A 25,207-nucleotide genomic window follows, 5' to 3' on the forward strand; every position below is an offset into this window, starting at 1 on the left:
GAGCGCTCTTCCGGCACCCAAGGAGGGCGATGCGACTTATCGGCCCGGCGCCATCCCAAGGCTATGCAACTCGACGCCTGGTCTGCTTTCATCCCCGGTAGGTCAGCACGCCAACCGGGAGCGGGCGATGAACTACACGGATATCGACGGAGCCTTGCTGCTCGCGCTCAAGGCGCTGCTCGAGGAACGCAATGTCACGCGTGCCGCCGCGCAGCTGGGGATTAGCCAACCGGCCCTCTCGGGACGCCTGGCGCGCCTGCGCGATATCCTCGCCGACCCCTTGTTCGTGCCGGCGGCGAATGGCCGCGGCGTGGTGCCTACGCCGCGCGCCGAGGCATTGGAGCAGGAGCTGCTGCATGTGCTGGAGGGGCTCAAGCGGCTGGTCAGCCAGCCCGAGCTCTTCGATCCGGCCACCACCACGCGCACCTTCGTCGTCGCCCTGTTCGAAACCCCGGCAGCGGCGCTCCTTCCCGGGCTCTGTGCAGGCCTGGCAGTCGAGGCTCCGAATGCAAGGCTGGCCTGCGTCTACCCGCCACCCGATGTATACGAGAAGCTCGAGCAGGGGCAGATCGATCTGTTGATCACGGTGCCGGACGGCTTGCCCGGAGATCTCATGCAGCGCCCGCTATGGGAGGACGGTTTTCGAACCGCGCAACGCAAGGGACACCCGCGCGGCACTAACCCCCTTGATCTCGACAGCTTCTGTGCCCTCGACCACGTCCTCGTTTCCACCCTGGGTGGACGTTTCGCCGGAATGGTGGACGACGTGCTCCTTGAACTGGGCCGCTCGCGCAACGTTGTCTATTCGGTTCAGAATTACTCCCATGTTCCGCTGGTTCTTGCCGCAACCGACGCGGTGTGCACGCTGCCCTCGCGCTTCATGAGCCAGTACGCCGACAGCCTGGACCTCTTCGAACCGCCCTTGGGTCTGGCCGCGCTTCGCTTGGCACTGGCGTGGCATCCCCGCAATCAGAAGGATGCCGGCCACCAATGGCTGCGCCGCCAGATCTATCTCAGCGCGCAACTGGAACCAAGCTGAGCGCGTTGCGTGGGGCCGAACGGCCCTGGCTGAATGGCCATCGGCCGCGGCTATGATAGCCATCGGCGCCGCTGCAGTTCTCGTGCCTCCTGTCTCTCCCTAGTCTCCAAGACGCGATCATCGCCGGTCGCAACCAGTCAACCCGACACTCTTGGAGAAACACGATGAACACTCTGAATCGCACCCTGGCTCTGGCCACCCTGGCGCTCGCCACCCTTTCCGCCGAGGCCGCACAACCCGCCAAGGCTGGCGCCAGCGCTCCCGCCGTCGGCAGCGTCGTCCAGTCTGCCAGCTACATCACGACCAAAGACGGCGTACAGCTCTATTACAAGGATTGGGGGCCACGAGACGGCCAGGTGGTGACTTTCAGCCACGGCTGGCCGCTGAACTCGGACAGCTGGGAAGCGCAGATGCTGTTCCTCGCCTCGCAAGGCTATCGCGTGGTCGCTCATGATCGCCGCGGTCACGGTCGCTCCAGCCAGCCCTGGGAAGGCAACGACATGGACCACTATGCCGATGACCTGGCCGCGGTGCTGGAAGCACTGGACCTCAAGGGGGGGACCCTGGTCGGTTTCTCCACTGGCGGTGGCGAGGTGGCGCGCTATATCGGCCGTCATGGCACCGCTCGAGTGAAGAAGGCGGTGCTGGTCGCCGCCGTTCCGCCGCTGATGCTGAAGACCGAGAGCAACCCCGGCGGCCTGCCTATCGAGGTGTTCGACGACCTGCGCAAGGCCTCCCTGGAGAACCGCTCGCAGCTCTACCTGGATATCGCCTCGGGACCCTTCTTCGGTTTCAACCGTCCGGGTTCCAAGCCGTCGCAGGGCCTGATTCAGTCGTTCTGGGTGCAGGGCATGCAGGCCGGCCACAAGAACACCTACGACTCGATCGCGGCCTTCTCGGCTACCGACTTCCGCGAGGATCTGCAGAAGTTCGACGTGCCCACCCTGGTAATCCATGGCGACGACGACCAGATCGTCCCCCTGGATGCCTCGGCACGGGCCTCGGCAGCACTGATCAAGGACGCGACTCTGATCGTGTATCCAGGCGCGCCCCACGGTCTGGCAGACACCCACAAGGAGCGGCTTAACCAAGATCTGCTGGACTTCCTCAAGAAGTAAGTCGGGCAGATCCCCGATCCTTCCTACGCATGTGATTCCCAGGTCGCCATAAGTCAAGCAACGCTCCTACGGCGTCCTGGGCAGCACATGAGCAATACCTCTACGGCAGCACCAGCAACCCAACTCGCAACAGGAAGCCATCATGCATTCTCTGATCGATCTCACCGTAGACACGCTTCATCAGACCGTCGGTTTGGCGGATGACGAGCTATCGCGCGGCCAGGGCGGTAAAGGGCCGAAACCGAGTCCGAACTGGCTGGTCAGCCATTACAGCTGACACCCATCGGCGAACAAACCAGTTACGCCGGCCACGCGCCATCTCCTCCGACGGTGTACTAGACGTCGCTCTGACCACACCGAAAGAACTCGGTGGTGCGGGTGGCGGGGGCACCAACCCGGAGCAGCTATTCGCCGCGGGTTACTCGGCCTGCTTCCTGGGCGCGATGAAGTTCGTAGCCGGCCGCGACAAACTGGCCATTCCAAAAGACGCATCGATCGAGGGTGTAGTCGGTATCGGAGCCATCCCCGACGGTTTCGGCATAGAAGTCGAATTGCGCATCAGTCTGCCGGGCATGGACAAAGTACAAGCCCAGACGCTGATTGAGCGCGCGCACATCGTCTGCCCATACTCCAACGCCACCCGCGGTAATATCGACGTCACGCTCACACGGGCCGACTGATTCATAGTCACACCGTCATATCAGATGAACCGGAATGCCAAGCTTCTTTGGCAAACACCGAGAAAGTTTGGCTGACCGCTTTTGGCCGATTCTGTTGAAAAAAGCGGTCTTCGCTGGAGCCGTCTTTCAATCGTTCAAAAAACGCACGGCTTTAGCGTTGCTACGCGAAATCTGAAGCAGATCGGGAGCGGAACTTCTTCAGATTTCAACGTCAGCGGCCTACTTTCTCAGGCAGAAATCGCATAAGGACTTTTTCAACAGAATCGGCCGGAAGCTGTCGTTGGTGGCAGACCGCTATCGGCCAAAAAACGCCACTCGCTGAGTATGTATTTGGACTACTCCCCGCTCCATTAGACATCGCCGACATATGCACCGAGCTGGCTTCCTTCCTATCCATGCTTTCGCGGGCTGAGAAAAACTCGTCAACCTGGAACCCGAGTCGCCTGTCAGTGGGCGCTATTGTGGACTGGAGTCAGGTGAGGGGCCTTGAGCGCTTCCTCCAGGGCATCCTCACGATCCCATTGCTCCTGGATCCGCGCGGCCACCTCCGCCTGCCGCGGCAGGAGCGGAAGGAACTCATCATCCGCCGACTCAACCTCGCTGGTGAGTTTCCCTTCTGCGAGGTGACGCAATGGATCGTTCAAGAAGACAGAGAGCGGGATCTGCATCAATCCCGCCGTCTTGGCTTCGAAGTAGACGTCAGCCCAACCGTCGAGTTGATCGGCCGGGATACTGATATCGCTGTGTACGTTGATTGGGGTGAGAGCCATGTCGAGTACCTGCTTGGTTAGAGAGACATCTCCAACCTACCCCCACCCCTGAAACTGCAACCCTCTACCCCTCAAACTTCTTAGCTAGGTTCGCCTGGCGTTCCAGACTACGCCTCACCGTTCGATTCTCTTTGAGTATTTGCCGGAGGATTTCGAACTCATCCTCGTAACGGCGGAAAATATCCTCCAGCCATGGCTCCATTGTTCCCATCTGCGCACGGGAGAACCGAGGGAAAGACCCCCTCCCTTTCCGGATGCGGGATATGAAGGGTTTTTCCTGCGGCCCCAGTTCGTGCCGCTTGTAGGCAATACGCAGCCAATAGATATCCACGCTGTTACCCCGGCGCGAGATCGCGACCCCCCTGAAGTAGACTTTTCCCGACTCCTTCGCTTCGGCCCAAAAGCGCTCCTTCACCGCCACCGCATTTTCATAGGTCGTCTCGAAGGATTTATCGAGCTGTTCGATGGTCAATTCGATGGTTCGCAGCATTTGGTGTTTCCTCCATAAGCTATCTACATCGCAATTTTCCCTGTTTCGACCGTATTGGTGCTGCCCATTGGTGCCCGTCGGAGGGTCACGGACATTCATAGGGAAAAAGCGCACAGCGCATTCGCTCTATTACCTATGGAACAAACAATCCTCGCTAAACCATAAGGAATTCAGGCCTCTCCTCTTGTGGTGGTTCAGGCTTTGCTCTCCTATCTATGGTGCATTCAAGTCTGTTCGGTCCATATCGTCCTTCCGCATCGCTGCTGGCATTCATGGTTCGCAAAGGTTTTTGTCTCTACTACCTATGGTGCAAACAGATTTGTATAAACCATAAGGAAGACGGGGTTTCGCCTACCCCATTAGCGCGCAAATGGCTCTGTATGCAGAATCTATGGCGCAACTGGCGCTTCTCACGTCCTCCCCCGAAGATCCTTTGTCGATCGCAAAGATCAGCGCGTAGCTCGCCGAATCGCCGACTCAAACCACGTAAAAAAACTGTCCAGGGGTAAACCACTCCCCTCTGGAAAGAACCGCTTCGCCTGGGCCCAAGTAAGTACCTCCAGATGGCGCGGATTGGGGGGTTGCATATTTGAAATCAGTGGCAGGCTGTTCCTTGTCGACCCATAGTCGACCTGCAGGCGCGCCGTAGTCGACATTTAGTCGAGTATTGAAGCGGCCGATACGAATCGGGATCCGGTGAGTCGCTCTATAGTCGACCTTTAGAGCAGATAGGGCTGGCCACGGATGCCGTGCAGCTGAATACCCTGAACGGATTGCCTCAGCCGCCCTACCTCCAGTCCGAGACCAAAGCTACAACCTCAAAGTATCTTCGACTCGTTGGAGCACTACCAGGATTAAGCTTGGTCTTCAGCAGCCCGCTGACTTTGCCCCAGGCTCCCGAACGGTCGATGGCCGAGGGTCTACTCTCGACGAAGATACTTTTAGGGCGATTTCATCGCTGTGAATCTCTCGGGCTTTATCCGCGATCCAAATAAGGTTTATGGCCCTCTTCTTCTCGACATCAACAGAGGACTCACAAAGCAGGAAGACATAAAACAATCACAAAAATATTATCCACCCCCAATCGGATCCATACATAAAACCAAGGAATTTGGGAGTCTTTCCGAACGTCATCATAAACCTGGGTCATCGTTATCTATTTGGTGGAGAACGGCCAACTCCCCTTCACGTTAAAACGCTTGCATTTCTGTAATCCCATGCAAACTAAACAAATCAAGCATTAACTACAGCAGAGGATTACAAAATGTCGATCCATTTATTTATAACGTTATTCATTGCAGCCGCGGCCACATTGACCACATGCAATCTCATCTCAAGTGCACGCCAAAAGCTCCATAAGGACTGGCTAGCATGGCCAACAATAGATGACTACATCGAAGACTACCCACGCTGCAATACCGGGCGTGGAATCTCATGCAAACGCTGTGGAAGCGTTAGCATTCGCAGCTATGGAATGGCTAATCGTCAAGACCCAAGGAGAGTTCACATCTGCAGATCCTGCAGCACCCAGCTTTATCGAACATATAATTGACAATAAACAAAAAACCACTCAACCAACTCAAAACAACTAAACCCTCTCTACACCAAAACCATATTCCTGCCGATCCTTATGCCCAGGACTGGCTCTATTGGAGCACCAGAAGACTATTACCTCACTCCTCACCCACACACGCCTCACAAACCTTAACCCCGACGACTTTTAAGTTCTCGACTTGCACTCTATTTAGAGAAATAAAAATAAGCTCCTTCGACCCATCTCAATATCGCACACGAAACAATGGAGAAAGCTATGAAATCACCTTGGCAGGTGTTTGCATTCAACGCTCCACTACTTTTTATTTTCGCGATTTACATCCAAGTAACTGCTGACACCACCGACTCAGGAGTTTCCTACGCCTGCGAAAATCCGGTGACGGCAAGCTTTCTGAGAGTCCTGCTTTTAATGTCGTTCCACTCGGCTCCTGTGTCGTGGCTGCGTTCAGAGATGCGAGCTATTCACAGCTCGCACTCAAAGCCTCGTAGTTCGGCCCGCTTGCTGGCCCTGCGAATACCGATTGCTGTATGGACCAGTATCTGCCTGGTCATCGGCTGGACTCTCTGGCCTGTTTTGGAATGCCGACACCTCTGAAGCGGAACTCGGTTTCCTAGCATTTTTCACTGACTGGCAAGCTGGATCGATGGGCGCCGCGCCGAATCGCGCGGGAATGGATCGAGGAGAACCAAGTGAACACAACTAATCCAGCCACCGCAGACAGAGCCCCTCGCCAATCTGTGCCCTCAACTGGGCTCAATTGCCAACTCAACCAAGAGTTTTCTCCTCAGCATCAAGAGGTGCAATCAACCCAGGAGAAGTTCCTCATCATGCGCGCCACCAATAACGACACCATGAAGGTTTACCCAGGCGAATGGTTTCGGCAGGAACTGCTTACGTCCACGTTCGGTATCAGCACCGAAGTAGCTCAGCACCGGCGCTGACTAGCGAGGTACATACAATGAACACCATTTTCCTACTGATTGCACAGTACAACAGCACCGCAATCATCCCCCTGGACCGCATCTGCGCCGACTACTTCAGCCACCTGACGCCGGAGAAGTTCCAACAGAAGGTCCTGGCCGGTGCCATTGATCTGCCGATCGTGCGCATGGAAGGAAGCCAGAAATCGGCCAAGGGCGTTGCCCTGACTGACCTGGCCAAGTACTTGGACGCCCAGCACCAGGCGGCCAAGGTCGAGAACGACAAGCTGCACGGACGGAACCCTTTTCGGAGGAGCGGATAAGGGGAGGCGCTAGCCCTCCCCTTTCCGTTGTACTCGCGCGCCCAATTCAACGGGCGCCGCAATGATCCGCTCCAGCCAACTCCACCCCTGATAGGGGTCCCCTCTCCCTCGCAGGTGCGTATAGCGCCGCAGCGAGTTCCAATCCCGGTGGCCCGACACGCTGGCCACACGCGGAATATCCCAATCCATTTCGAATAGACGACTGACGCCATCGTGGCGAAGGTCGTGGAAGTGCAGGTCCTCGATCTCGAGGAACTTGCAGGCATTGCGCCATGAGGTGCCGATGGAATTGCCGTTATAGGGGAAGATCTCCGGGCAGTCCTTGGGCATCGTCTCGATGATTGCCATTGCCTCGTCCGGCAGATGGCACCAGACATCGTTGCCAATCTTCTGTCCGGGGTTCTTCATGTCCCGCACCAGCACTTTCTGGCCGGCCACGTCCAGATCCTCCCAGCGGATGCGGGTGATTTCTTCCTGGCGGCGCGTCGAAAAGATGGCAAATGCGATGACCTTCGGCATGTTGATCGCGCTGGGTTTCCAGCGCAGCAGATCGAAGAAGTGCGTCAGGATCTTGTCCAGTTCCTTGGCGGCAGGCCGCCGGGAGCGCTCCTTGCTGCGGCTAACAGCTCCCAGGGTCCGCAGTACCTTACGAGCGTCACCGATGGCTTGCGGGTCAATCTCATAGCCCCAGGCCGGGCGTGCCACTGAGAGCACGGCGCCTAGGTGCGCCAGGTCGTTCCCGACCGTCTGCGCCTGCACGCCGCCGCCCGCCTTGGTCATTCGCCACTGGGCGAACTCCACCAGCCTCTGGCTGGTCAGGTCTCGGTCAGCCACCTCACCGATCCAGGTGTCGCTAATGGCCTTGAGCGCCTGGCGCTTGGTCTTGCCAAGCGGGCGCCTGCGCTCGTACTCCTCCAGATAATGCTCGATGACCTCCTTGATTGTGACGCCATCGCGGCTAGCGCGCTCGATCGCACCCGGCGCCCCTAGTTCCGCTTCGCGCTTGGTCGCCCAGGCCTTGGCTGCCTGCTGGCGGTCGAAGGTCTGGCTTTCCTGATAGACTTGCTGGCCATCGCGCATGATCCGGATCTGCGCCGTATAGCCGAACGTCCCGTCCTTGCGCTTCCGCTTTCTGATAGTCGCCATAGGTAATTTGGTACATGAGCCTTCTGGGTTGGTACATTGTACCAGTGACATCCCCAAAACAAGCGGAAACAGCAGAAAACGGTAGAAAATCAGAAGTACCAGAATGTCCCTAGAATCAGCCTCAAAGCCAGTAACCACGCGCCCTTCCCTGTCCCGCCGCTTCTCCGTGGCGCCGATGATGGACTGGACAGATAGGCACTGTCGTTTCTTCCTGCGCCAGCTCTCCCGGCATGCCCTGCTCTACACCGAGATGGTGACCACTGGCGCCCTGCTTAATGGCGACCATGAGCGCTTCCTGCGTCACGACGAAACGGAGCACCCGCTGGCGCTGCAGCTGGGTGGCAGTGTGCCAGCGGAGTTGGCTGCCTGCGGGAAGATGGCCCAGGACGCGGGCTATGACGAAGTGAACCTGAACGTCGGCTGCCCCAGCGACCGCGTGCAGAACAACATGATCGGCGCCTGCCTGATGGGCCATCCTGCCCTGGTGGCCGATTGTGTGAAGGCGATGCTGGATGCGGTGGAGATCCCGGTGACGGTAAAGCACCGGATCGGCATCAACGGCCGCGACAGCTACGAAGAGCTTTGCGACTTCGTCGGCAAGGTGCGCGACGCAGGTTGCCGTAGTTTCACCGTGCATGCCCGTATCGCCATCCTGGAAGGCCTCTCGCCCAAGGAAAACCGGGAGATTCCACCTCTGCGCTATGACGTGGCAGCACAGCTGAAACGAGATTTCCCGGATTTGGAAATCATCCTCAACGGCGGTATCAAGACGCTGGATGAGTGCCGTGGCCACCTTGAGACCTTTGATGGCGTGATGCTGGGCCGCGAGGCCTACCACAACCCCTATCTGCTGGCCGAGGTGGATGCCGCGCTGTTCGGCGCCGCAGGTCCGCAAATCAGTCGAGTCGAAGCCCTCGAGGCCATGCGTCCTTATATCGAGCGCCACATCCAGGACGGCGGCGTGATGCACCACATCACCCGCCATGTTCTCGGTCTGGGCCAGGGGTTCCCTGGAGCCCGGCGCTTCCGCCAGTTGTTGTCAGTCGACGTGCACAAGACCGCCGACCCGCTGGCACTACTGGATCAGGCCGCCGGGCTGCTGCGCGGCCGCTGAGCCAAGATTGAGGCTTCCCAGGCCGGCGCCAGGCAATATCGGCTGCCGCCTCGGGCAGCCACCAGGCCACTGTCCACGATCCTTCCCAGCACCAGGCGCACGCTGACCAGGGACAGCGGTTCGCCCGCGTCAACCAGGCGTTCGTGGAGAAAGCGACTGGGGATGTCATCGCCTTCCAGGAAGACCTGGCAGAGGATCTCCAGCACCTTGAGGCGCGGCATGCTGGTCTTCAGCCCCTCCTGCTGCAGCATCTGCCGCAATTGACGTTGTTCAAGGCTCGGTGGGCTCCTTTCGACCTTCAGGCTGATGTGCTGCGGGACGATAGGCTTGGCCCGGAGCAAGGCGTGTACTCGCATTAATATCTCCTTATTGATCAAGGACCTGCGTACTGCAGAGCCTCTGGCCGAATCTCCCTACTGCCTGTTTCTCGAAATTTTCGGGGTCTCACAGATGTAGACGGACGAGTGCGGAAAAACCGCAATGAAAATGCGAAATCTTTTTCTCTCGGGAACCTGAGCCCCCCTTTCCCGAGTCTCTTGATATGGGCAGGCCAATGGCCTGTAAAAAAGCCCTTACGCCCCCGTTGAGCAGCCCCTGCGGCTCGGGTAAGGTCAGTCCATCCGCCACGACAGGGTTTCGCCATGACCTCCAAGCTGGACCAACTCAAGCAGTACACCACCGTCGTTGCCGACACCGGCGACCTGGATGCAATCGCCCGCCTGAAGCCCGTCGACGCAACCACAAACCCTTCCCTGCTGCTGAAAGCCGCCGCAATGCCACGCTATGCCGAGCTACTCGACAAGGCGGTTGCCGTAGCCGGCGCTGACCTGGGCCTGGCTTGCGACCGCTTTGGCGTAGCTGTCGGCCAGGAAATACTCAAGGTAATTCCAGGCCGCATCTCCACTGAGGTGGATGCCCGCCTCTCCTTTGACACCGATGCCACCCTGCGCCGAGCCGAGCGTCTCATCGGTCTGTACGAAGAAGCCGGCATCGGCCGCGAACGCGTGCTGATCAAGATCGCTTCCACCTGGGAAGGCATTCGCGCCGCCGAACAACTGGAACGTATGGGTATCCAGACCAACCTGACCCTGCTGTTCACCTTCGCCCAGGCGGCGGCTTGTGCCGATGCTGGGGTGTTCCTGATTTCCCCCTTCGTCGGCCGTATCTACGACTGGTACAAGAAAGCCGAGGGCCGCGACTACGTTGGTGACGAAGACCCGGGCGTGCAGTCCGTCTCGCGCATCTACCGCTACTACAAGGCCAATGGCTACGGGACCGTGGTAATGGGGGCGAGCTTCCGCAACCTCGGGCAGATCGAAGCCCTCGCCGGGTGCGACCGCCTGACCATCAGCCCCGAGCTGCTGCAGAAGCTGGCAGACGACCAGGGCGCGCTCGGACGCAACCTGGCGCCAGGCAACGTAGCAGAAGCCCGCGTTGTGTTGGACGAAACAGCTTTCCGTTGGCAGCTGAACGAAGATGCCATGGGCACCGAGAAGCTGGCCGAAGGCATCCGCCTGTTCGCGCGCGACCAGGAGAAACTGGAAGCCCTCCTCGCCTCGCGTCGCTGAAACGAGAACGCGCGCAGCCTTTGTGGGCTGCGCGCGTTTTCATTTAAGGAAGAATACGCGACGGATCAGCTGCGTTCGAGGGCACTGACCAGGTCGTGGAAGGCTTCACGATTGGATTCGTTGAGCCCCATGAGAATGCGGTGGGCCTCCAGCACCTTGGTGCGGACCACATCCTCGGTTTGATCCTGCGGAGGCAGATCCTCAAGACACTCAGGGCAAGGCACTGGCGTCCCAACGATATTGAACACCTGATCGAATCCCATCGACTGCAGCAGCCGTGTGATGTCGGGATGGGTGGTCACTACCGTGGGCAACAGTCCAACCTTCTGCCGCGAAAGAATCGACAGTTTGGCCAACAGGCCAAGCGTAGTGCTGTCGATACTCTGGGTTTCGGTCAGGTCGATCACGATCGCCGAGAAATTCAGCGCCGAGAAGATCTTTTCAATGGTCGCATCCAGGGCCGAACACAGGGTCAGTCGTATTTCTCCGACGAACTTCAGGACGAATGTCCCTTCCTGCTCGGCAAACTGGATTTTACCGGTACTCATGCAAGGTTCCTGCTCAACACCAGCAAGGCGATATCATCCGGCATCTCGCCCAGACTGGCCAGCCCAAATACTTGTCGCAAGCCATCCAGACTGCCACCTGCCTCACAGACCATATCTGGTAGCGCGGCTTCTTTATCTTTGAGGGTATCCCCAGGCAAAAGGTCCAGGATCCCATCGGAGAGCAAGGTCAAGCTGAAAGACGACGGCAGGTCGATGACACGGTCATCATAGCTCGCCTCTTCAAACAGCCCCACCGGCAAACCTTTGCCCGCCAGGTAAGTGGCCTTGCCCTCGCTGTAGAGCACCGGCAGCGGCAGGTGCCCGCCAATGCTATAGGTCAGTTGGCCATTCTCTTCGTCGATCACGCCACCCAGCATGGTCACGTGCTTGCCCAGCTTGGTGTTGATCAGGCCACGGTTGATGTGCCCCAACACCTCGGAAGGCTTGAATTCGGGCAGCATGCCATTGCGCCGGGACTCGTAGAGCAGGCGCGTCGTCATGAACTTGAGCAGTACGGTTACGAACGCCGAGGAAGCGCCATGGCCGGAAACGTCCGCCAGATAGAAGGCAACCCGACGCTCATCTACTCGAAAGTAGTCGACGAAGTCCCCGGAAAGGTACAGCGACGGAATGATCTGGTGGGCAAAACGCAGGCCGTCCACTTCCCAGGGCGTCACCGGCAGCATGTTCATCTGCACCTGGCGCCCGGCGTTCTGGTCTTCCTGCAGCAAGTGCAGGCTGGCTTGCAATTCGCGGTTGGCCGACTCCAGCTTCTCGCGGTAGCGGCGGTTCTCCAGACGCAGGGCCGCACGATCGAGAGCGCGGCGCACCGAGTGCTCGAGAACGGCCAGGTCTTCCAGGGGCTTGATCAGGTAATCCGCAGCCCCCAGACGCAGGGCTTCGACCGCGTCGCTCATGACGCCGGCACCGGAGACCACGATAACCGGGGTTTCTGCTTCCAGTTCGGAAATGCGACGGATCAGCTCCAGGCCATCGACCTGAGGCATGCGCAGGTCGCAGATCACCAGATCCGGGCGCTCCTGCTCGAAAACCTGCAGCCCTTGCAGGCCGTTACTGGCCTGCCGAACGCTGAATCCACTGTCTTCCAGATAGGCCGCGAGGCTCGCGCGCACTACCTCGTCGTCATCAATAATCAGCAGCTTGGCACTGGGATTGTGCATGGAGTATCCAGGCAAACGGCGCCAGGGATGGGTTGTTGTAGCACCCGACCTAAGGCCCGAGCACGAGTACGGGGGTTCGCTTTACGGCGCAGACGGTACTCCCATCCGCAGGGCGATTCAAGCTTGCGCCGCGAGTTGGACTCTGCCTTTACACCCAAAATCGCTGGAAGTTATAAGGGGTTCGGCCCCACTCCATGACGACAAGAGGATCAGCGCGTGAGCCTGGACGACCGCAACTACAGCGAGAAGCGCGATTTCATAAGGATGCAGGTGCAGACCAAAGCCGTCCTGGAGCACGCCGGCCAGCAGTACCCTGCCCTTTGCCTGGACCTTTCCAGCAGCGGCATGCAGCTCGAAGCGAGCGCCAAACTCAGCGTGGGAGATTGCGTCCGGGTGCTCATTCCTTCCGAGCACAGTTCGCTCAAGGGGCTGGAAGCCGATGCCGAAGTGGTTCGCATCGGCGAAGGCACGGATGGCAGTCGCCTCTTCGGCCTGGCCATTCTGGCTCTCCGCTAGGTGCAATAGCTGGAAACGAAAAAGGCGACCTCGGGGTCGCCTTTTTCATGCCGCTGATTCCGGCTGGGGCTCAGAAATCGTCTTCGACCTCGCCGTCCTTGACCTTGAACTCGCGGTTCTGCAGGTAGGCATTGCGAATGAAGATGTACTTGTCGCCGGTAATCAGCTTCTCGGCTGACAACAGGCTGGCGCGGGTATCCACCACGTCCACGGCACGGGTGACGTTGCGGGTCGGCACATGGTCGATGTAGGGATAGGGTTCGAGGAACGAATCCGGCACCTTGCCGCCGGCATCGCGCACGGTGCTTGGGCCGAGGAACGGGATGACCAGGTACGGCCCGCTGCCCACGCCCCAGTAGCCGAGCGTCTGGCCGAAGTCTTCATCGTTGCGCTGCAGGCCCATCGTAGTGGCCACGTCGAAGAAGCCCAACAGGCCGAAGGTGGTGTTGAACACCAGGCGGCTGGTGTCGACACCAGCATTGTGGAACTTGGCCTGGAATAGGTCGTTGGCCAGATTGCCGACGTCACCGACGTTGTTGAAGACGTTGTGGATCCCATCTTCAAGGAACTGCGGGGTCACGGTCTGATAGCCCTTGGCAACGGGTTTCAGGGCGTAGGTATCAAGGGTGTCATTGAAGCGGAACATCACGCGATTGAAACCCTCCCAAGGGTCCTCTTCCGCGGCATTCGCAGCGATGGGCAGCACTGCCAGGGTGACACAGGCTAGAGCACGGCCCAGACGATCGAGCCACCGAGCGCCGATCAATTGCATTGCAGACTCTCCTTGAGAAAAGTAGTGTGGCGGCCCGCCGCCGCCACCCATGAGAAAGGCGCGCAGTATAAGGCCATCGCCCCATTTGGACAGCATAGCGAACAGCCAGCATGCCGGAAAAAACCTTGCTTCATGTTGCTCACATTCCCGTCCGCTGGGGTGACATGGACAGCTACGGACACGTCAACAACACCCTTTACATCCAGTACCTGGAAGAAGCCCGGGTCGCCTGGTTCGAAAGTCTGGGCATCGCCATGAACAATGTGTCCCAAGGCCCCGTCGTTCTGCAGACACTGCATACCTACCTCAAGCCGGTGGTGCATCCCGCCACTGTTGTCATAGAGCTCTACGCTGGGGCCGTGGGCAAAAGCAGCCTGGTGCTGGAACACCGCCTGAGCACTCTGGAAGCCCCGGCGACGCTCTATGGCGAAGGGCACTGCAAGTTGGTCTGGATCGATCACGCAACCGACAGATCGGTACCGGTGCCAGATGACCTGCGCCTGGCCATGGGGGCCGGCAAGCGGCAGTAACGTTGCTGTCATCCCGAGCCGCTAGCCTGCGCCAGACCTCGTCAGGATGACGCAGATGCCTCAAAGCCAATCGCCCGCCTTCACCGCCTTCCTCTTCGGCCTCTCTGGCTGTCTCGTGGACTTCGGTGCCCGCACCCTGCCCCTTGCCCTGGGCCGACTGCTGCCAGACTGTCCGGCCCCGCGTCTGGCCGAAGCCGCCGCCCTACCTCCACGTGCCGCCCTCGACCATGCGCTGGGAGCTCCTGCCAGCGAAGCGCTGCACCAGGCCTTCCTGCAACAGCTGCTGGACGCCGCCAGCGAGCACGCTGAAGCCGTCCCTGGCCTGGACGAGCTGGCGGCGCTCGTCGATGGCTACGGAGTGCCCTGTGCCTGGCTCGACGAGTTGCCCGCGCAGGTGTGTTGGCGTCTGGCTGCGCCCCTCCCCACCTGGATGAAGGGCAGCGAATCCAATGGAACACGCCCCTGGCCAGCGCCAGACAACTGCTGGCAAGCGCTGTCTGGCCTTGGTGTACCGCACCTCGACGGCTGTGTGCTGGTGAGCGCCAATCCGCGCCTGCTGGAGTCGGGATTGAACGCCGGAATCTGGACCATTGGCCTCGCCGCCAGCGGCCCCCTATGCGGGCTGGCACCGGCGGACTGGCGAGCCCTGGATGGCACAGAGCGCGACCGCCTGCGTGCCACTGCCACCCTGGAGTTGTATCGCCTGGGCGCCCATTCAGTGATCGACCACCTTGGCGAGCTGGCGCCCTGCCTGGCAGACCTCGCCTACCGGCGCGAGAAGGGCGAAAAACCCTGACCCCCAAACATTTGTTTCAGGCTTGATCCGAATCAGGCAGGTCCGTCTTGCCTGGATTAATCTCTAAGGCATGAGGGACCTTTGAATTCCTCAGAAGGTCCACTCCTGAGACATTCGCAAAGGGAGAAAGACATGCCTGAACGCCTGCAGCAGCAACTGCAACAACTGCGCGACCAGTTGGCCGAGGAACCGCCGCTGGATGCGGAGGAGCGCGCATCGCTGATCGAGTTGATGCAGGAAATCGAACTGCGTCTGGCGCACGATGCCGCCATGGCGCCGGACGCCAATCTGGTGGACGGGGTCAACCTGGCCGTCGAGCGCTTCGAGACCCGTCACCCTACCCTTGCCGGGACCTTGCGCAACATCATGCAAAGCCTCGCGAACATGGGTATCTAGCCTCACCACAAAACAAAACCCCGACTTCGAGTCGGGGTTTTTGTCACTGCCGAACCAGACGACGATTGTCAGTCTGCACCGGATGGGTGCTGCGGTAGGGATTGATATCCAGTCCGCCGCGACGCACATAACGCGCATGGACGGTCAGCACTTCCGGCTCCAACAGCCGCTTGAGGTCAAGGAAGATGCGCTCAACGCACTGCTCATGGAAGTCAGCATGCTGGCGGAAGCTCACCAGGTAGGCGAGGAAGCTCGCGTGATCCAGGCGCCTGGACCCACGATATTCCACCACCACCGTGCCCCAGTCCGGCTGGCCGGTGACCGGACAATTGGACTTCAGCAGATGACTGTGAATCGCCTCGTCCACCTGCCGGCCGCCTTCGGCACGAAGCAGTTCGGGCTGCGGGTGTTCGTAACGGTCGATGGCGATATCCAGCTCGTCGATGCAGACGCCGGGCGAAGCCGCGACACCTTCGGCTTCGACCTCGGCCAGGCTGCGCACCCGTACGGCGACCGGAGCACCCGCTGCCGCGCTCAGGTCCCGCGCCAGCACCTGCTCAAGCTCGGAGGCATTGGCAAAGACGGACTGGTTCAGCGAATTGAGGTACAGCTTGAACGACTTGGATTCGATGATATTGGGCGAATCAGCAGGAATGGCGAACTCGCTGATCGCCACGACCGGTTTGCCGGACGGGGTCAGCCATGACAGCTCGTAGCAGTTCCAGAAATCCACGCCCTGGTACGGCAAGGTCGCGACAGTCAGGCCCAGTTCGTTCCACTTGGTCACGCGGGAGATGGGAAACAACAGCTCCGGGCTGTAGGTGCTGACGTACTCGCTGGACTTGCCCAGCGGCGAGTGTTCGGCGGGGTGATGCATTGACGGGAAGACCTGAAGTGCGGAAATCGCGCAATTGTATACAGCCGCGCGGTTGCTGAAAAATCCACGGCACCAACGGTGCTCCTGCATTACAACTTTGTCAGCTTGCCCCGCGCATTCCAAAGGCGCGATATAACGCGCCAGCCCAAGCAACGAGCTCCTCATGAAACTACTGATAGTCGAAGATGAACCCAAGACCGGCCAGTTCCTGCGCCAGGGCATGAGCGAGGCCGGCCTGGCTGCCGACCTCGTCACCAACGGACTGGAGGGCCGCGACCTGGCACTCGCGGGCGGCTATGACCTGATCATCCTCGACGTGATGCTTCCCGGCCTCGACGGCTGGCAGGTACTGCGCAGCCTACGCCAGGCCGGACTGCAGGTGCCGGTGCTGTTCCTGACCGCACGGGACGCGGTGGACGAGCGCGTCCACGGCCTGGAACTCGGTGCCGACGACTACCTGATCAAACCCTTCGCCTTCGCCGAACTCCTCGCCCGTGTGCGCACCCTGCTCCGCCGCGGCGCCAGCGCCCCGCAGGAATCCAGCCTGGAGTTCGCCGACCTGCACCTGGACCTGCTAAGCCGCAGGGTCGAACGCGGCGGCCGACGCATCGACCTGACGACCAAGGAGTTCGCCCTGCTGGAATTTCTGCTGCGCCGCCAGGGCGAAGTCCTGCCCAAGACACTGATCGCCGCCGAAGTCTGGGACATGCATTTCGACAGCGAAACCAACGTAATCGAGGTCGCCGTCCGCCGACTGCGGGCAAAGCTCGATGACGACTTCCCCACCAAGCTGATCCATACCGTGCGCGGCATGGGTTACGTGCTGGAGGCGCGCGAAGGCTGATGCGCAGACTCTCACTCACCGCCCGCCTGGGCCTGCTCTTCGCCGCGTGCACGGCGGCCGTTTCGCTGATTGCCGGCGTCCTCTTCAGCCGCGCCAGCGAAGCGCACTTCGTCGAACTCGACCAGCAATTGCTGGAAATCCGCATGACCGCGTTTCGTGCCCTGGTCAATGACGTCGACAGCCTTGCTGCTCTGGCGCCCCGACTGGAGGCTCTGCAGACAGAGCTGCGTCTGCATCCGGACCTTGCCTTGCGTCTGGAGGGCCGCGACGGCAACTACTGGTTCAACAGCGCGGACGGCCTGCGCGCACCAGGTCGTGATGGGCTGCATGACTGGCAGCAGGATGGCATCGACTACCGGGTGTACAGCGCGCCATTGCGGCCCCAGGATCCGGATTCGCCGCGCCTTTCGCTAGCGCTGGACATCACTCATCACCAGCATTTCCTCGAACGCATGCAGCGGCTGATCTGGCTTACAGTGGGGCTCTCCGCCCTTGCCACGGCGCTGCTTGGCGCCTGGGCTGCACGTAGAGGCCTACGCCCCTTGCACCGTATGGCCGAAGTAGCCGCTGGGGTGTCTGCCAATTCCCTGACCGCTCGGCTGGCGGACGATCAGGTTCCCCCAGAGTTGGTGGAACTGGTGCGCGCCTTCAACGCCATGCTGGCGCGCCTGGACGACACCTTTCAGCGGCTCTCGGCCTTCTCCGCCGATATCGCCCATGAACTGCGCACACCGTTGTCCAACCTGCTGACCCAGACGCAGGTAATCCTCAGCCAGGATCGCCCTTCAGATGAATATCGCGAGACCCTGCATTCCAACCTGGAAGAACTCCAGCGCCTGGCGCAAATGGTCAGCGACATGCTGTTCCTGGCGAAGGCCGAGCACGGCTTGCTGGCCACCAACAGAAAGACACTGGAGCTGGGGGACGAATTGGACGTGCTGCTGGATTACTTCAGCCCCCTTGCCGAGGAGGCGGAGGTGACCATGGTCCGCCATGGCGACGGCCAGTTGAACGCCGACCGGGAAATGCTGCGCCGTGCGCTATCCAACCTGCTGGACAACGCGCTGCGCTTCACCCCGCAAGGTGGCCGCATCGAAGTAGAGCTGGTCAGACACACCAACGGCCTGAACCTGACGGTGGCCAATAACGGCGAGGATATCCGCCCGGAATTGCTGCCGCGCCTGTTCGACCGTTTCTTCCGTGCCGACCCCGCGCGCCGCGAAGGTCGTGAGCATGCCGGCCTGGGCCTGGCCATCACCCGCTCCATCGTGCGCGCCCATGGCGGCGAAATCCGCTGCGAATCCGCCAATGGCTGGACACGCTTCATCCTCGAATTCCCCACCCCCTGAAACGCAGAAGGCGCACCATGTGGCGCGCCTTCCCGGCACATCAAACCAATCAGGGCTGTGCAGTGGACCAGTCGATCAGCCCCAACTGCCAGGTCGCCAGGATCAACAGGCCGAAGCCGATTCGATACCAGGCGAACGCCGCGTAACTGTGGCTACCAATGAACTTCAGCAGACTGCGCACGGCGATCATGGCGAAGATGAACGACACCACGGAGCCCAGGGCGAACACCGGCAGGTCGCTCGGCTGGAACAGGTCGCGATACTTGTAGCCCGAGTAGACTGCCGCGCCGACCATGGTGGGCATGGCGAGGAAGAAGGAAAACTCGGTGGCCGCCTTGCGCGACAGACCGAAGAGCAGCCCGCCAATGATGGTCGCACCCGAGCGGGAGGTGCCCGGAACCAGCGCCAGGCACTGTGCGCAACCAACCTTGAGTGCATGCTTCCAGGTCATTTCATCTACGGATTCGGCCTCTACGCGATGCTGACGCTGCTCCGCCCAGAGAATGACCACGCCACCGACCACCAGGGCCGACGCAACGGTGATGGGGTTGAACAGGTAGTGGTGAATGATGTCGGAGAACGCCACCCCCAGGATCACTGCCGGGAAGAAGGCCACCAGCAGGTTGAGGGTGAAGCGCTGGGCGTTGCGCTGTGTGGGCAGGCCGACGACGACGTCGAAGATCTTGCGTCGATATTCCCAGACAACTGCGAGAATGGCTGCGAGCTGGATGATGATGTTGAAGGCGATCGCCCGTTCACCGGTGAATCCCAGCAGGTCCGCGACCACGATCTGGTGGCCGGTACTGGAGATCGGCAGGAACTCCGTCAGGCCCTCGACAATCCCCAGAATGATGGCCTGCAAGGCCGTCCACAAATCCATCGAAAATCTCCCCCAAGGCGCGCTCTGCTGGCGGCCTTTTCGTTACGTGCATGCAGTTGGCTGGTGGCGCAAATGTGCGGTTCGGCGATGAGACCGGGCACCGACGTGCGGGTTCCGGGGACAAACGAGCCTTCAGCTTTGCCCCGAAGCGCCGAAATGCTAACAGAGAGCCCATTGGAAATCGCGGCTAAAGGCTGATTGAAATCAGCCACGCGGACTGCTCTGCTTCAGGCACGTAACCAATAACAAGAAACCAGGAGTTCCCGCCCCATGCACAGCTTGCGCAACCTGCCGATCAGCCGCCGTCTCTGGCTGATCCTCATCGTCGCGGTATTCATGCTGGTCACCCTTGGCGTGCTGATGCTGCAGCAGATCTACGACGACCTCTACCAGGGTAAGGAGCAGAAGACCCGCCATGTGGTCGAGACCGCAGTGGGCGTGCTGCAGTACTACCAGTCCCAGGAAGCCGCAGGCACCCTGCCCCGCGAAGAAGCGCAGAAGCAAGCGATGCAGGCAGTCCGCGTCCTGCGATACGACAAGGGCGACTACTTCTGGATCAACGATCTGACGCCGCGCATGATCATGCACCCGACCAACGCCAAACTGGAGGGCCAGGATCTCTCCGGCTACAAGGACCCGGACGGCAAGGCGCTGTTCAATGAAATGGCGCGCGTTGCCAAGGCTCAGGGCGCTGGCTTCGTCGAGTACCGCTGGCCCAAACCGGGTGCGAGCGACCCGGTGCCGAAGGTTTCCTACGTCCAGTTGTTCGCCCCCTGGGGCTGGGTAATCGGCTCGGGCATCTACATCGACGACATGCAGGTGGAGTTCCGTGATCAGGCCATGCGCGCCTCATTGGTGGGATTGGCCATTGCCATCGTGATGGCGCTGCTGGTCATCGTCATCGCGCGCAGCATCACCCGTCCGCTGGACGAAGTGGTTTCCGCGATGGCCAACATTGCCAGCGGCGAGGGCGACCTCACCAGCAGCCTGGATACCCAAGGCCGCGACGAGATCACGGCCCTGGGCGGTCACTTCAATGCCTTTACAGGAAAACTGCGAGGCGTGATCCGCCAGTCCCTGGACGCCGCAAACGCCCTCGACCAGGCCGCGAGCAGCCTCGACGGCATTGCCAGCAACGGGCTGCGCCAGAGCGAGCAGCAATCGCTGCAAATGGAGCAAGTGGCCACCGCCATCAACGAAGTCACCTACGGCGTGCAGGACGTGGCGAAGAACGCCGAGCATGCGGCCAGTGAAGTGCGTCACGCCGAAGAGCAAGCGCGCCAGGGCCATGACAACATCGACAGCAGCCTGCGACAGATCGACCAACTCTCCACCACCATCACCAAGGCGGTGGACGTCATCCAGACGCTGGCTCAGGAAAGCGCCCAGATCGGCAGTGTGCTGGAAGTGATCCGTTCAATTGCCGAACAGACCAACCTGCTGGCACTGAATGCCGCCATCGAAGCCGCCCGGGCCGGCGAGCAGGGCCGTGGATTTGCCGTGGTGGCCGATGAAGTTCGCCTGCTGGCCCAGCGAACCCAGAAGTCGACCGCAGAAATCCAGGTCATGATCGAACGCCTGCAGCAGAACTCCGCGGCAGCAGTTCAGGTGATCGACGAAAGCAACCGCGCCTCCCGCGCCACGGTGGACCAGGCCAGCCAGGCCGGCGAGAGCCTGGCGCAGATCGCCCAGGTGCTGCGCACCCTGACAGGTCTCAACGCCTCGATTGCCAGCGCTACGTTGCAGCAATCCCACGTGGTGGAGGACATCAACCAGAACGTCACCCAGGCTGCCGGCCTGGCCCACGACAGCGCCAGTGCGGCCGAACAGACCACAGGCGCCAGCCAGCGCCTCGGACAACTGGCCGAGCAGCTCAACCAACTGCTGGGACAGTTCCGCGTGTAGCTGTCCCAACCGAAACTGGAGCGAGCCGTTACAATCGACGGCTTTCTTCCATGGAATCGACCGGGTGTCCCCTCTCGAACTCATCGCCGCCAGCCTGGGCGTGCTGGCGGTCTGGCTCACCGTCAGGCAGAACCCGTGGTGCTGGCCCATCGGCCTGGTCATGGTTCTGATGTACAGCTGGATCTTCTTCGAAGTGAAGCTCTACTCAGACATGCTCCTGCAACTGGTCTACGCCGTTCTTCAGCTCTACGGCTGGTGGCAATGGACCGACGGCGGCACGCTGCACAACGGTCGCCAGGTCAGCCGCCTGGGCACGCAACCGCTAGCCTTGGGTGTTTTTTCCGGAGCCGTCGGTAGTCTTGTGTTGGGATTTGTCATGGCAACCTGGACCGACGCCGCAGCGCCCTGGTGGGATGCCGCGCTCACCGCCTTCAGCCTGGTGGCCCAGTTCTGGATGGCACACAAGCGTGTCGAATGCTGGCTGCTCTGGATCGTGCTGGACGTGCTTTTCGTCCTGCTCTTCCTCAGCAAGGGGCTTTATCTAACCGCCGCGCTCTATGGGCTTTTCACCCTGCTGGCCGTGCAGGGCTGGCGCACCTGGAGGCGCGAGCTGGCGCCAGCCGCAGCATGAAAGTGCTGGTACTGACGGGGCCTGAATCCAGCGGCAAGAGCTGGCTGGCGGCGACGATCCAGGCTGAATTCGGCGGCCTGCTCGTGGGGGAGTACGTACGCCACTTTATCGAGCGCGAACAGCGTGACACCTGTTATGCCGACATCCCAGCCATTGCCCGCGGCCAGCTCGAATGGGAAGACAATGCCCGCGCCAAGGCGCCGCCCCTGCTGATTCTCGATACCCACCTGCTCAGCAACATCCTCTGGAGCCGCAAGCTATTCAAAGACTGCCCAGAGTGGCTGGAGCGCGAGCTACTGTCGCGCAGCTACGACCTGCACCTGTTGTTGAGTCCGCAGCGCGTTGAATGGGTGGACGACGGCCAGCGCTGCCAGCCTGAATTAGCGGATCGAATGACGTTCTTCGAGGATTGCAGGAGCTGGCTGGATGGCACCGGCCAGCGATATGAAGTGATCGAAGGGGACTGGCAAAGCCGCCGTCTGCAAGTGCTGCAACGGATTGCTCGTTGGCTGCGCTGATGCGAGGCGCTGCAAATCAATGTAGGGGCGAACTCATTCGCCAAGGGCAGCACAGCTGCCCCATCGAGGTTGGAGGGCGAACCTTCGGTCCAACTGGCGATTGAAATCGTCCCCACAGGAGAAGCGCCCCTACGGTGTCATTGCCGCAGGGAGTTCGATCCTTACCCGCAATCCACCCAGCGGACTTTCCTGCAGGCTCAGGCGACCATTCCAGGACTCGACTATGTCTCGCACGATGCCAAGCCCCAGGCCGTGACCCGCCACCTGCTCGTCCAGGCGCGCGCCACGGCCGATGACTTCTTCGCGCTTGTCTTCGGCAATGCCCGGGCCGTCATCGTCCACCATCAGGCTGTAGCCATCCGCTCCGCCACGAATCGTCAGGTTGACCTGGGTTTCCGCCCATTTGCAGGCGTTATCCAGCAGGTTACCGAGCAGCTCCAGCAGGTCTTCCCTGTCCCAGGGCAGGCGCAGGCCTTCGGGGACGTCCCAGTCCAGGTCCAACCCACGTTCATGGATCATCGCCAGGGTGGAAAACAGGCCTGGTAGCTCTTCGGCGCAATCGAAATGCGCCCCAGGCAACGCCTCCCCCGCCAGACGCGCACGTCCCAGTTCACGGCCCAGGCGCTGCTCGATCTGCTCCAGCTGTTCGCGCAGGATCGCGCGCAGCTCCGGCTGGTCACGCAGCTCTTCCCGGTTGGCCAGGCTGACGAGCACCGCCAGCGGCGTTTTCAACGCGTGCCCAAGGTTACCCAGGGCGTTGCGGGAACGCTTGAGGGTGTCTTCGGTGTGACTGAGCAGCCGGTTGATCTGCGTTACCAAGAGTTCCAGCTCCTCGGGCACCTGGCTGTCCAGCTCGCTGCGTTGCCCCTGTTGCAGCTGGGCGATCTGCTGGCGAACCTCCTCCAGCGGACGCAAGGCCCGGCGCACGGTAATGCGCTGCAAGGTGAGGATCAGCAGCAGTCCGGCCGCGCCAAGGGCGAGGCCCATCCAGCGCACGCGACGAAAGCTTTCCAGCACGGGGGTGTAGTCCTGGGCGACGACTATCCGTACCTGGCGACCGAAGCGGCGATAATCACCGCGCCAGGCCAGCAGCTCCTGATCATCGGGCCCTGGCAACAAGCCTTCGGCCAACCCCTTGTTCGCTGGCATAGGGAGTTCGGCATCCCAGAGCGAGCGCGAGCGCCAAGGTTCGTCATCCAGCTGGATGATGAAATAGCGGCCGGAATAAGGCTGCTGATGGGCAGGATTGAGTCGTTTTTCATCAAGCTGGATGCCGGTCTGGCCACGTACCAGAGAGCCCAGCAGGAGTTCGGCCTCACTGCGCAGCCCCTCGGCCAGATAGCGTCGCAACCCCAGGTCGAACAACCAGAGGCTGGTCTGCGCCAGAACCAGCCCCACCAGTAGCAGCACGCCGACCAGCCCAAGGCTGAGCCGACGCTGGATCGACCTCATCGGCCCTCACCGGTGAATCGATAGCCCTGTCCTCGTCGCGTCTCGATGACATCTCGGCCGAGCTTGCGTCGCAGGTGATTGACGTGCACCTCGATCACATTGGAATCCCGCTCGGTCTCGCCGTCATAAAGATGCTCGGCCAGGTGGCTCTTGGAGAGCAGTTGGCCGGGGTGCAGCATGAAGTAGCGCAGCAGGCGGAACTCAGCGGCGGTGAGTTGCACCTCTTCTCCATTACGAGTGACGCATTGGCGCCCTTCATCCAGCTGCAGGCCTGCCGCTTCCAGCTGCGGCTGGTTCGCCATTCCGTGCGCGCGACGCAGCAGCGCCTGGATGCGCAGGGCCAGTTCCTCGGGATGGAAGGGCTTGGTCAGGTAGTCATCGGCGCCGGCCTTGAGACCATCGATGCGCTCCGCCCAGGAGCCACGTGCAGTGAGGATCAGCACGGGTGTCGACAGGCCGCCGGCGCGCCATTCCTGCAAGACCTCGAGCCCAGGTTTACCAGGGAGGCCGAGGTCCAGGATGATCAGGTCGTAGGGCTCGCTGGCCCCCTGGTGCAAGGCATCGCGGCCGTCGGCCAGCCAATCCACGGCATAGCCTTGACGACCGAGGCTGGTGGTCAGCTCATCGGCCAGGGGTACATGATCCTCTACCAGCAACAACCGCATCAGTCGTCTTCCTCGTCCTTCAGAATGCGCCCGTCACGGGCGTCCACTTCCAGTTCACGCACCGTGCCATCGGTGGTGACCAGTTCAACCTCGTAAATGTAGACGTCGTCTTCCTCTTCCAGCTCGGCCTCCAGCAGGCGCGCCCCGGGGTAAAGCCCCAGGGCGCTGCGCAACAGCTGTTCGAGTGGCAGGATGACACCCTCTTCACGGAGCCTGAGGGCTTCGTCCTGATCCAGATCCCTGGCCATCGCCTCAAGTGCGAAGACGGCCAGGATCAGGGCGATGATCCCACTGTAGCGAAGGATCCAGCGCATCAGTCGTCCTGATGATCCTTGAGGATCTGGCCATTGGTGGCATCAAGCTCCAGGTCCCATTGCACGCCCTGGGCGTCGCGCAGCTCAACCTGGTAGATGTAGCGGCCGTACTCCTCTTCCAGCTCGGTTTCGTTGATGGTGCCGCCAGCGTGCTTGGCCAGCGCTGCGGCATTGAGCTTCTCGAACGACTGGATGGTCCCGGCGTCACGCAGCTTGAGGGCCTCGTCCGGGCCAAGGTCACGCGCCTGGGCAATACCGGCAGTGGCGGCGAGAGTAGCAAGGGTGAACAGGGCAGCAAGCTTCTTCATGG

General features: G+C 60.8%; 30 protein-coding genes. 17 read left to right on the forward strand and 13 right to left on the reverse strand.

Annotated elements, in window-relative coordinates:
• The first annotated feature begins 127 nt into the window (after nt 1-127).
• The 4 genes from SA496_RS15250 (at nt 128) to SA496_RS15265 (ending at nt 2,837) form a co-directional block, all read left to right on the forward strand.
• Nucleotides 128-1,039: a LysR family transcriptional regulator gene (locus SA496_RS15250; RefSeq protein ID WP_330114052.1), complete on the forward strand. Its 912-nt coding sequence runs from the start codon at nt 128-130 to the stop codon at nt 1,037-1,039.
• 164 nt (nt 1,040-1,203) lie between these two features.
• Nucleotides 1,204-2,157, forward strand: coding sequence for an alpha/beta fold hydrolase (locus SA496_RS15255; protein ID WP_330114053.1), 954 nt, complete (start codon nt 1,204-1,206; stop codon nt 2,155-2,157).
• A 142-nt stretch (nt 2,158-2,299) separates the two neighbouring features.
• A complete protein-coding gene (locus SA496_RS15260) occupies nt 2,300-2,434 on the forward strand; it encodes a hypothetical protein (RefSeq protein WP_330115678.1) in 135 nt (44 codons plus the stop codon).
• The gene (locus tag SA496_RS15265; protein ID WP_330115646.1) at nt 2,424-2,837 is read left to right on the forward strand and encodes an organic hydroperoxide resistance protein; all 414 of its coding nucleotides are present in this window, start codon (nt 2,424-2,426) and stop codon (nt 2,835-2,837) included. Before SA496_RS15260 ends, SA496_RS15265 begins: the two co-directional genes overlap by 11 nt.
• A 446-nt stretch (nt 2,838-3,283) precedes the next feature.
• Here SA496_RS15265 and SA496_RS15270 read toward each other — a convergent pair whose 3' ends face one another.
• Nucleotides 3,284-3,607: a hypothetical protein gene (locus tag SA496_RS15270; protein ID WP_330114054.1), complete on the reverse strand. Its 324-nt coding sequence runs from the start codon at nt 3,605-3,607 to the stop codon at nt 3,284-3,286.
• A 64-nt stretch (nt 3,608-3,671) separates the two neighbouring features.
• Nucleotides 3,672-4,097, reverse strand: coding sequence for a conjugative transfer protein MobI(A/C) (mobI, locus tag SA496_RS15275; RefSeq protein WP_330114055.1), 426 nt, complete (start codon nt 4,095-4,097; stop codon nt 3,672-3,674).
• A 2,244-nt stretch (nt 4,098-6,341) separates the two neighbouring features.
• Here mobI and SA496_RS15280 point away from each other — a divergent pair.
• Both SA496_RS15280 and SA496_RS15285 read left to right on the forward strand, forming a co-directional pair.
• Nucleotides 6,342-6,593, forward strand: coding sequence for a hypothetical protein (locus tag SA496_RS15280; RefSeq protein ID WP_330114056.1), 252 nt, complete (start codon nt 6,342-6,344; stop codon nt 6,591-6,593).
• A gap of 17 nt (nt 6,594-6,610) precedes the next feature.
• Nucleotides 6,611-6,895 carry a pyocin activator PrtN family protein gene (locus tag SA496_RS15285; protein ID WP_330114057.1) on the forward strand — a complete coding sequence of 95 codons (285 nt, stop codon included), beginning with the start codon at nt 6,611-6,613 and terminating at the stop codon, nt 6,893-6,895.
• 9 nt (nt 6,896-6,904) lie between these two features.
• Here SA496_RS15285 and SA496_RS15290 read toward each other — a convergent pair whose 3' ends face one another.
• Nucleotides 6,905-7,975: a site-specific integrase gene (locus SA496_RS15290; protein WP_330114058.1), complete on the reverse strand. Its 1,071-nt coding sequence runs from the start codon at nt 7,973-7,975 to the stop codon at nt 6,905-6,907.
• 169 nt (nt 7,976-8,144) lie between these two features.
• Between SA496_RS15290 and dusA the strand changes: the two genes are divergently transcribed.
• Entirely contained in the window at nt 8,145-9,155 is a 1,011-nt protein-coding gene (dusA, locus tag SA496_RS15295; RefSeq protein WP_330114059.1) for a tRNA dihydrouridine(20/20a) synthase DusA, read from the forward strand.
• Here the strand turns inward: dusA and SA496_RS15300 are convergent.
• Nucleotides 9,125-9,511, reverse strand: coding sequence for a hypothetical protein (locus tag SA496_RS15300; protein ID WP_120650467.1), 387 nt, complete (start codon nt 9,509-9,511; stop codon nt 9,125-9,127). The genes dusA and SA496_RS15300 overlap by 31 nt on opposite strands.
• 285 nt (nt 9,512-9,796) lie before the next feature.
• Between SA496_RS15300 and tal the strand changes: the two genes are divergently transcribed.
• Complete coding sequence (tal, locus tag SA496_RS15305; RefSeq protein ID WP_330114060.1) at nt 9,797-10,723, forward strand: transaldolase; 927 nt, start codon at nt 9,797-9,799, stop codon at nt 10,721-10,723.
• Nucleotides 10,724-10,788: 65 nt separating this feature from the next.
• Here tal and rssC read toward each other — a convergent pair whose 3' ends face one another.
• Nucleotides 10,789-11,271 (reverse strand): anti-sigma factor antagonist RssC, encoded by a 483-nt coding sequence (gene rssC, locus SA496_RS15310; protein ID WP_077526154.1) that lies wholly within the window; start codon nt 11,269-11,271, stop codon nt 10,789-10,791.
• On the reverse strand, nt 11,268-12,452 hold the full coding sequence (gene rssB / locus SA496_RS15315; RefSeq protein ID WP_120650463.1) for a two-component system response regulator RssB: 1,185 nt from the start codon (nt 12,450-12,452) through the stop codon (nt 11,268-11,270). The genes rssC and rssB overlap by 4 nt, the downstream gene beginning before the upstream one ends.
• A gap of 216 nt (nt 12,453-12,668) precedes the next feature.
• Between rssB and SA496_RS15320 the strand changes: the two genes are divergently transcribed.
• Nucleotides 12,669-12,968 carry a PilZ domain-containing protein gene (locus SA496_RS15320; RefSeq protein ID WP_280358994.1) on the forward strand — a complete coding sequence of 100 codons (300 nt, stop codon included), beginning with the start codon at nt 12,669-12,671 and terminating at the stop codon, nt 12,966-12,968.
• A 70-nt stretch (nt 12,969-13,038) separates the two neighbouring features.
• On the opposite strand, the gene SA496_RS15325 is transcribed toward SA496_RS15320, so the two are convergent.
• Nucleotides 13,039-13,740 (reverse strand): MlaA family lipoprotein, encoded by a 702-nt coding sequence (locus tag SA496_RS15325; RefSeq protein ID WP_330114061.1) that lies wholly within the window; start codon nt 13,738-13,740, stop codon nt 13,039-13,041.
• Nucleotides 13,741-13,850: 110 nt separating this feature from the next.
• On the opposite strand from SA496_RS15325, the gene SA496_RS15330 reads away from it, so the two are divergent.
• From SA496_RS15330 to SA496_RS15340, 3 genes are all read left to right on the forward strand, one after another.
• Nucleotides 13,851-14,270 carry an acyl-CoA thioesterase gene (locus tag SA496_RS15330; protein ID WP_120650458.1) on the forward strand — a complete coding sequence of 140 codons (420 nt, stop codon included), beginning with the start codon at nt 13,851-13,853 and terminating at the stop codon, nt 14,268-14,270.
• A 55-nt stretch (nt 14,271-14,325) separates the two neighbouring features.
• Entirely contained in the window at nt 14,326-15,066 is a 741-nt protein-coding gene (locus SA496_RS15335) for an HAD family phosphatase (protein WP_330114062.1), read from the forward strand.
• 132 nt (nt 15,067-15,198) lie between these two features.
• Complete coding sequence (locus SA496_RS15340) at nt 15,199-15,462, forward strand: DUF4404 family protein (RefSeq protein ID WP_120650454.1); 264 nt, start codon at nt 15,199-15,201, stop codon at nt 15,460-15,462.
• Between the two features lie 43 nt (nt 15,463-15,505).
• Here SA496_RS15340 and queF read toward each other — a convergent pair whose 3' ends face one another.
• A complete protein-coding gene (gene queF, locus SA496_RS15345) occupies nt 15,506-16,339 on the reverse strand; it encodes an NADPH-dependent 7-cyano-7-deazaguanine reductase QueF (RefSeq protein WP_120650451.1) in 834 nt (277 codons plus the stop codon).
• A 163-nt stretch (nt 16,340-16,502) separates the two neighbouring features.
• Between queF and SA496_RS15350 the strand changes: the two genes are divergently transcribed.
• Together SA496_RS15350 and SA496_RS15355 are read left to right on the forward strand one after the other, a co-directional pair.
• A complete protein-coding gene (locus tag SA496_RS15350; protein WP_153920753.1) occupies nt 16,503-17,183 on the forward strand; it encodes a heavy metal response regulator transcription factor in 681 nt (226 codons plus the stop codon).
• Entirely contained in the window at nt 17,183-18,532 is a 1,350-nt protein-coding gene (locus SA496_RS15355) for a heavy metal sensor histidine kinase (RefSeq protein ID WP_153920755.1), read from the forward strand. Before SA496_RS15350 ends, SA496_RS15355 begins: the two co-directional genes overlap by 1 nt.
• A gap of 49 nt (nt 18,533-18,581) precedes the next feature.
• Here SA496_RS15355 and SA496_RS15360 read toward each other — a convergent pair whose 3' ends face one another.
• Nucleotides 18,582-19,412: an undecaprenyl-diphosphate phosphatase gene (locus tag SA496_RS15360; RefSeq protein WP_120650445.1), complete on the reverse strand. Its 831-nt coding sequence runs from the start codon at nt 19,410-19,412 to the stop codon at nt 18,582-18,584.
• A gap of 270 nt (nt 19,413-19,682) precedes the next feature.
• Between SA496_RS15360 and SA496_RS15365 the strand changes: the two genes are divergently transcribed.
• The 3 genes from SA496_RS15365 (at nt 19,683) to SA496_RS15375 (ending at nt 22,466) form a co-directional block, all read left to right on the forward strand.
• Nucleotides 19,683-21,317, forward strand: a complete 1,635-nt coding sequence (locus SA496_RS15365; RefSeq protein WP_153920757.1) for a methyl-accepting chemotaxis protein — start codon at nt 19,683-19,685, stop codon at nt 21,315-21,317.
• A 64-nt stretch (nt 21,318-21,381) separates the two neighbouring features.
• Nucleotides 21,382-21,948 carry a nicotinamide riboside transporter PnuC gene (pnuC, locus tag SA496_RS15370; protein WP_120650441.1) on the forward strand — a complete coding sequence of 189 codons (567 nt, stop codon included), beginning with the start codon at nt 21,382-21,384 and terminating at the stop codon, nt 21,946-21,948.
• Nucleotides 21,945-22,466, forward strand: coding sequence for an AAA family ATPase (locus SA496_RS15375; RefSeq protein ID WP_120650440.1), 522 nt, complete (start codon nt 21,945-21,947; stop codon nt 22,464-22,466). Before pnuC ends, SA496_RS15375 begins: the two co-directional genes overlap by 4 nt.
• 129 nt (nt 22,467-22,595) lie before the next feature.
• On the opposite strand, the gene SA496_RS15380 is transcribed toward SA496_RS15375, so the two are convergent.
• From SA496_RS15380 to SA496_RS15395, 4 genes are read right to left on the reverse strand one after another with little or no spacing between them, the layout of a single operon-like run.
• Entirely contained in the window at nt 22,596-23,918 is a 1,323-nt protein-coding gene (locus tag SA496_RS15380; RefSeq protein WP_153920761.1) for a sensor histidine kinase, read from the reverse strand.
• Entirely contained in the window at nt 23,915-24,583 is a 669-nt protein-coding gene (locus tag SA496_RS15385; RefSeq protein ID WP_120650436.1) for a response regulator transcription factor, read from the reverse strand. The genes SA496_RS15380 and SA496_RS15385 overlap by 4 nt, the downstream gene beginning before the upstream one ends.
• Entirely contained in the window at nt 24,583-24,897 is a 315-nt protein-coding gene (locus SA496_RS15390) for a PepSY domain-containing protein (RefSeq protein WP_120650434.1), read from the reverse strand. The genes SA496_RS15385 and SA496_RS15390 overlap by 1 nt, the downstream gene beginning before the upstream one ends.
• Nucleotides 24,897-25,205 carry a PepSY domain-containing protein gene (locus tag SA496_RS15395; RefSeq protein ID WP_077526139.1) on the reverse strand — a complete coding sequence of 103 codons (309 nt, stop codon included), beginning with the start codon at nt 25,203-25,205 and terminating at the stop codon, nt 24,897-24,899. Before SA496_RS15395 ends, SA496_RS15390 begins: the two co-directional genes overlap by 1 nt.
• Nucleotides 25,206-25,207 lie beyond the last annotated feature (2 nt).

The organism is Pseudomonas sp. JS3066 (assembly GCF_036328175.1).
Taxonomy (GTDB): domain Bacteria; phylum Pseudomonadota; class Gammaproteobacteria; order Pseudomonadales; family Pseudomonadaceae; genus Metapseudomonas.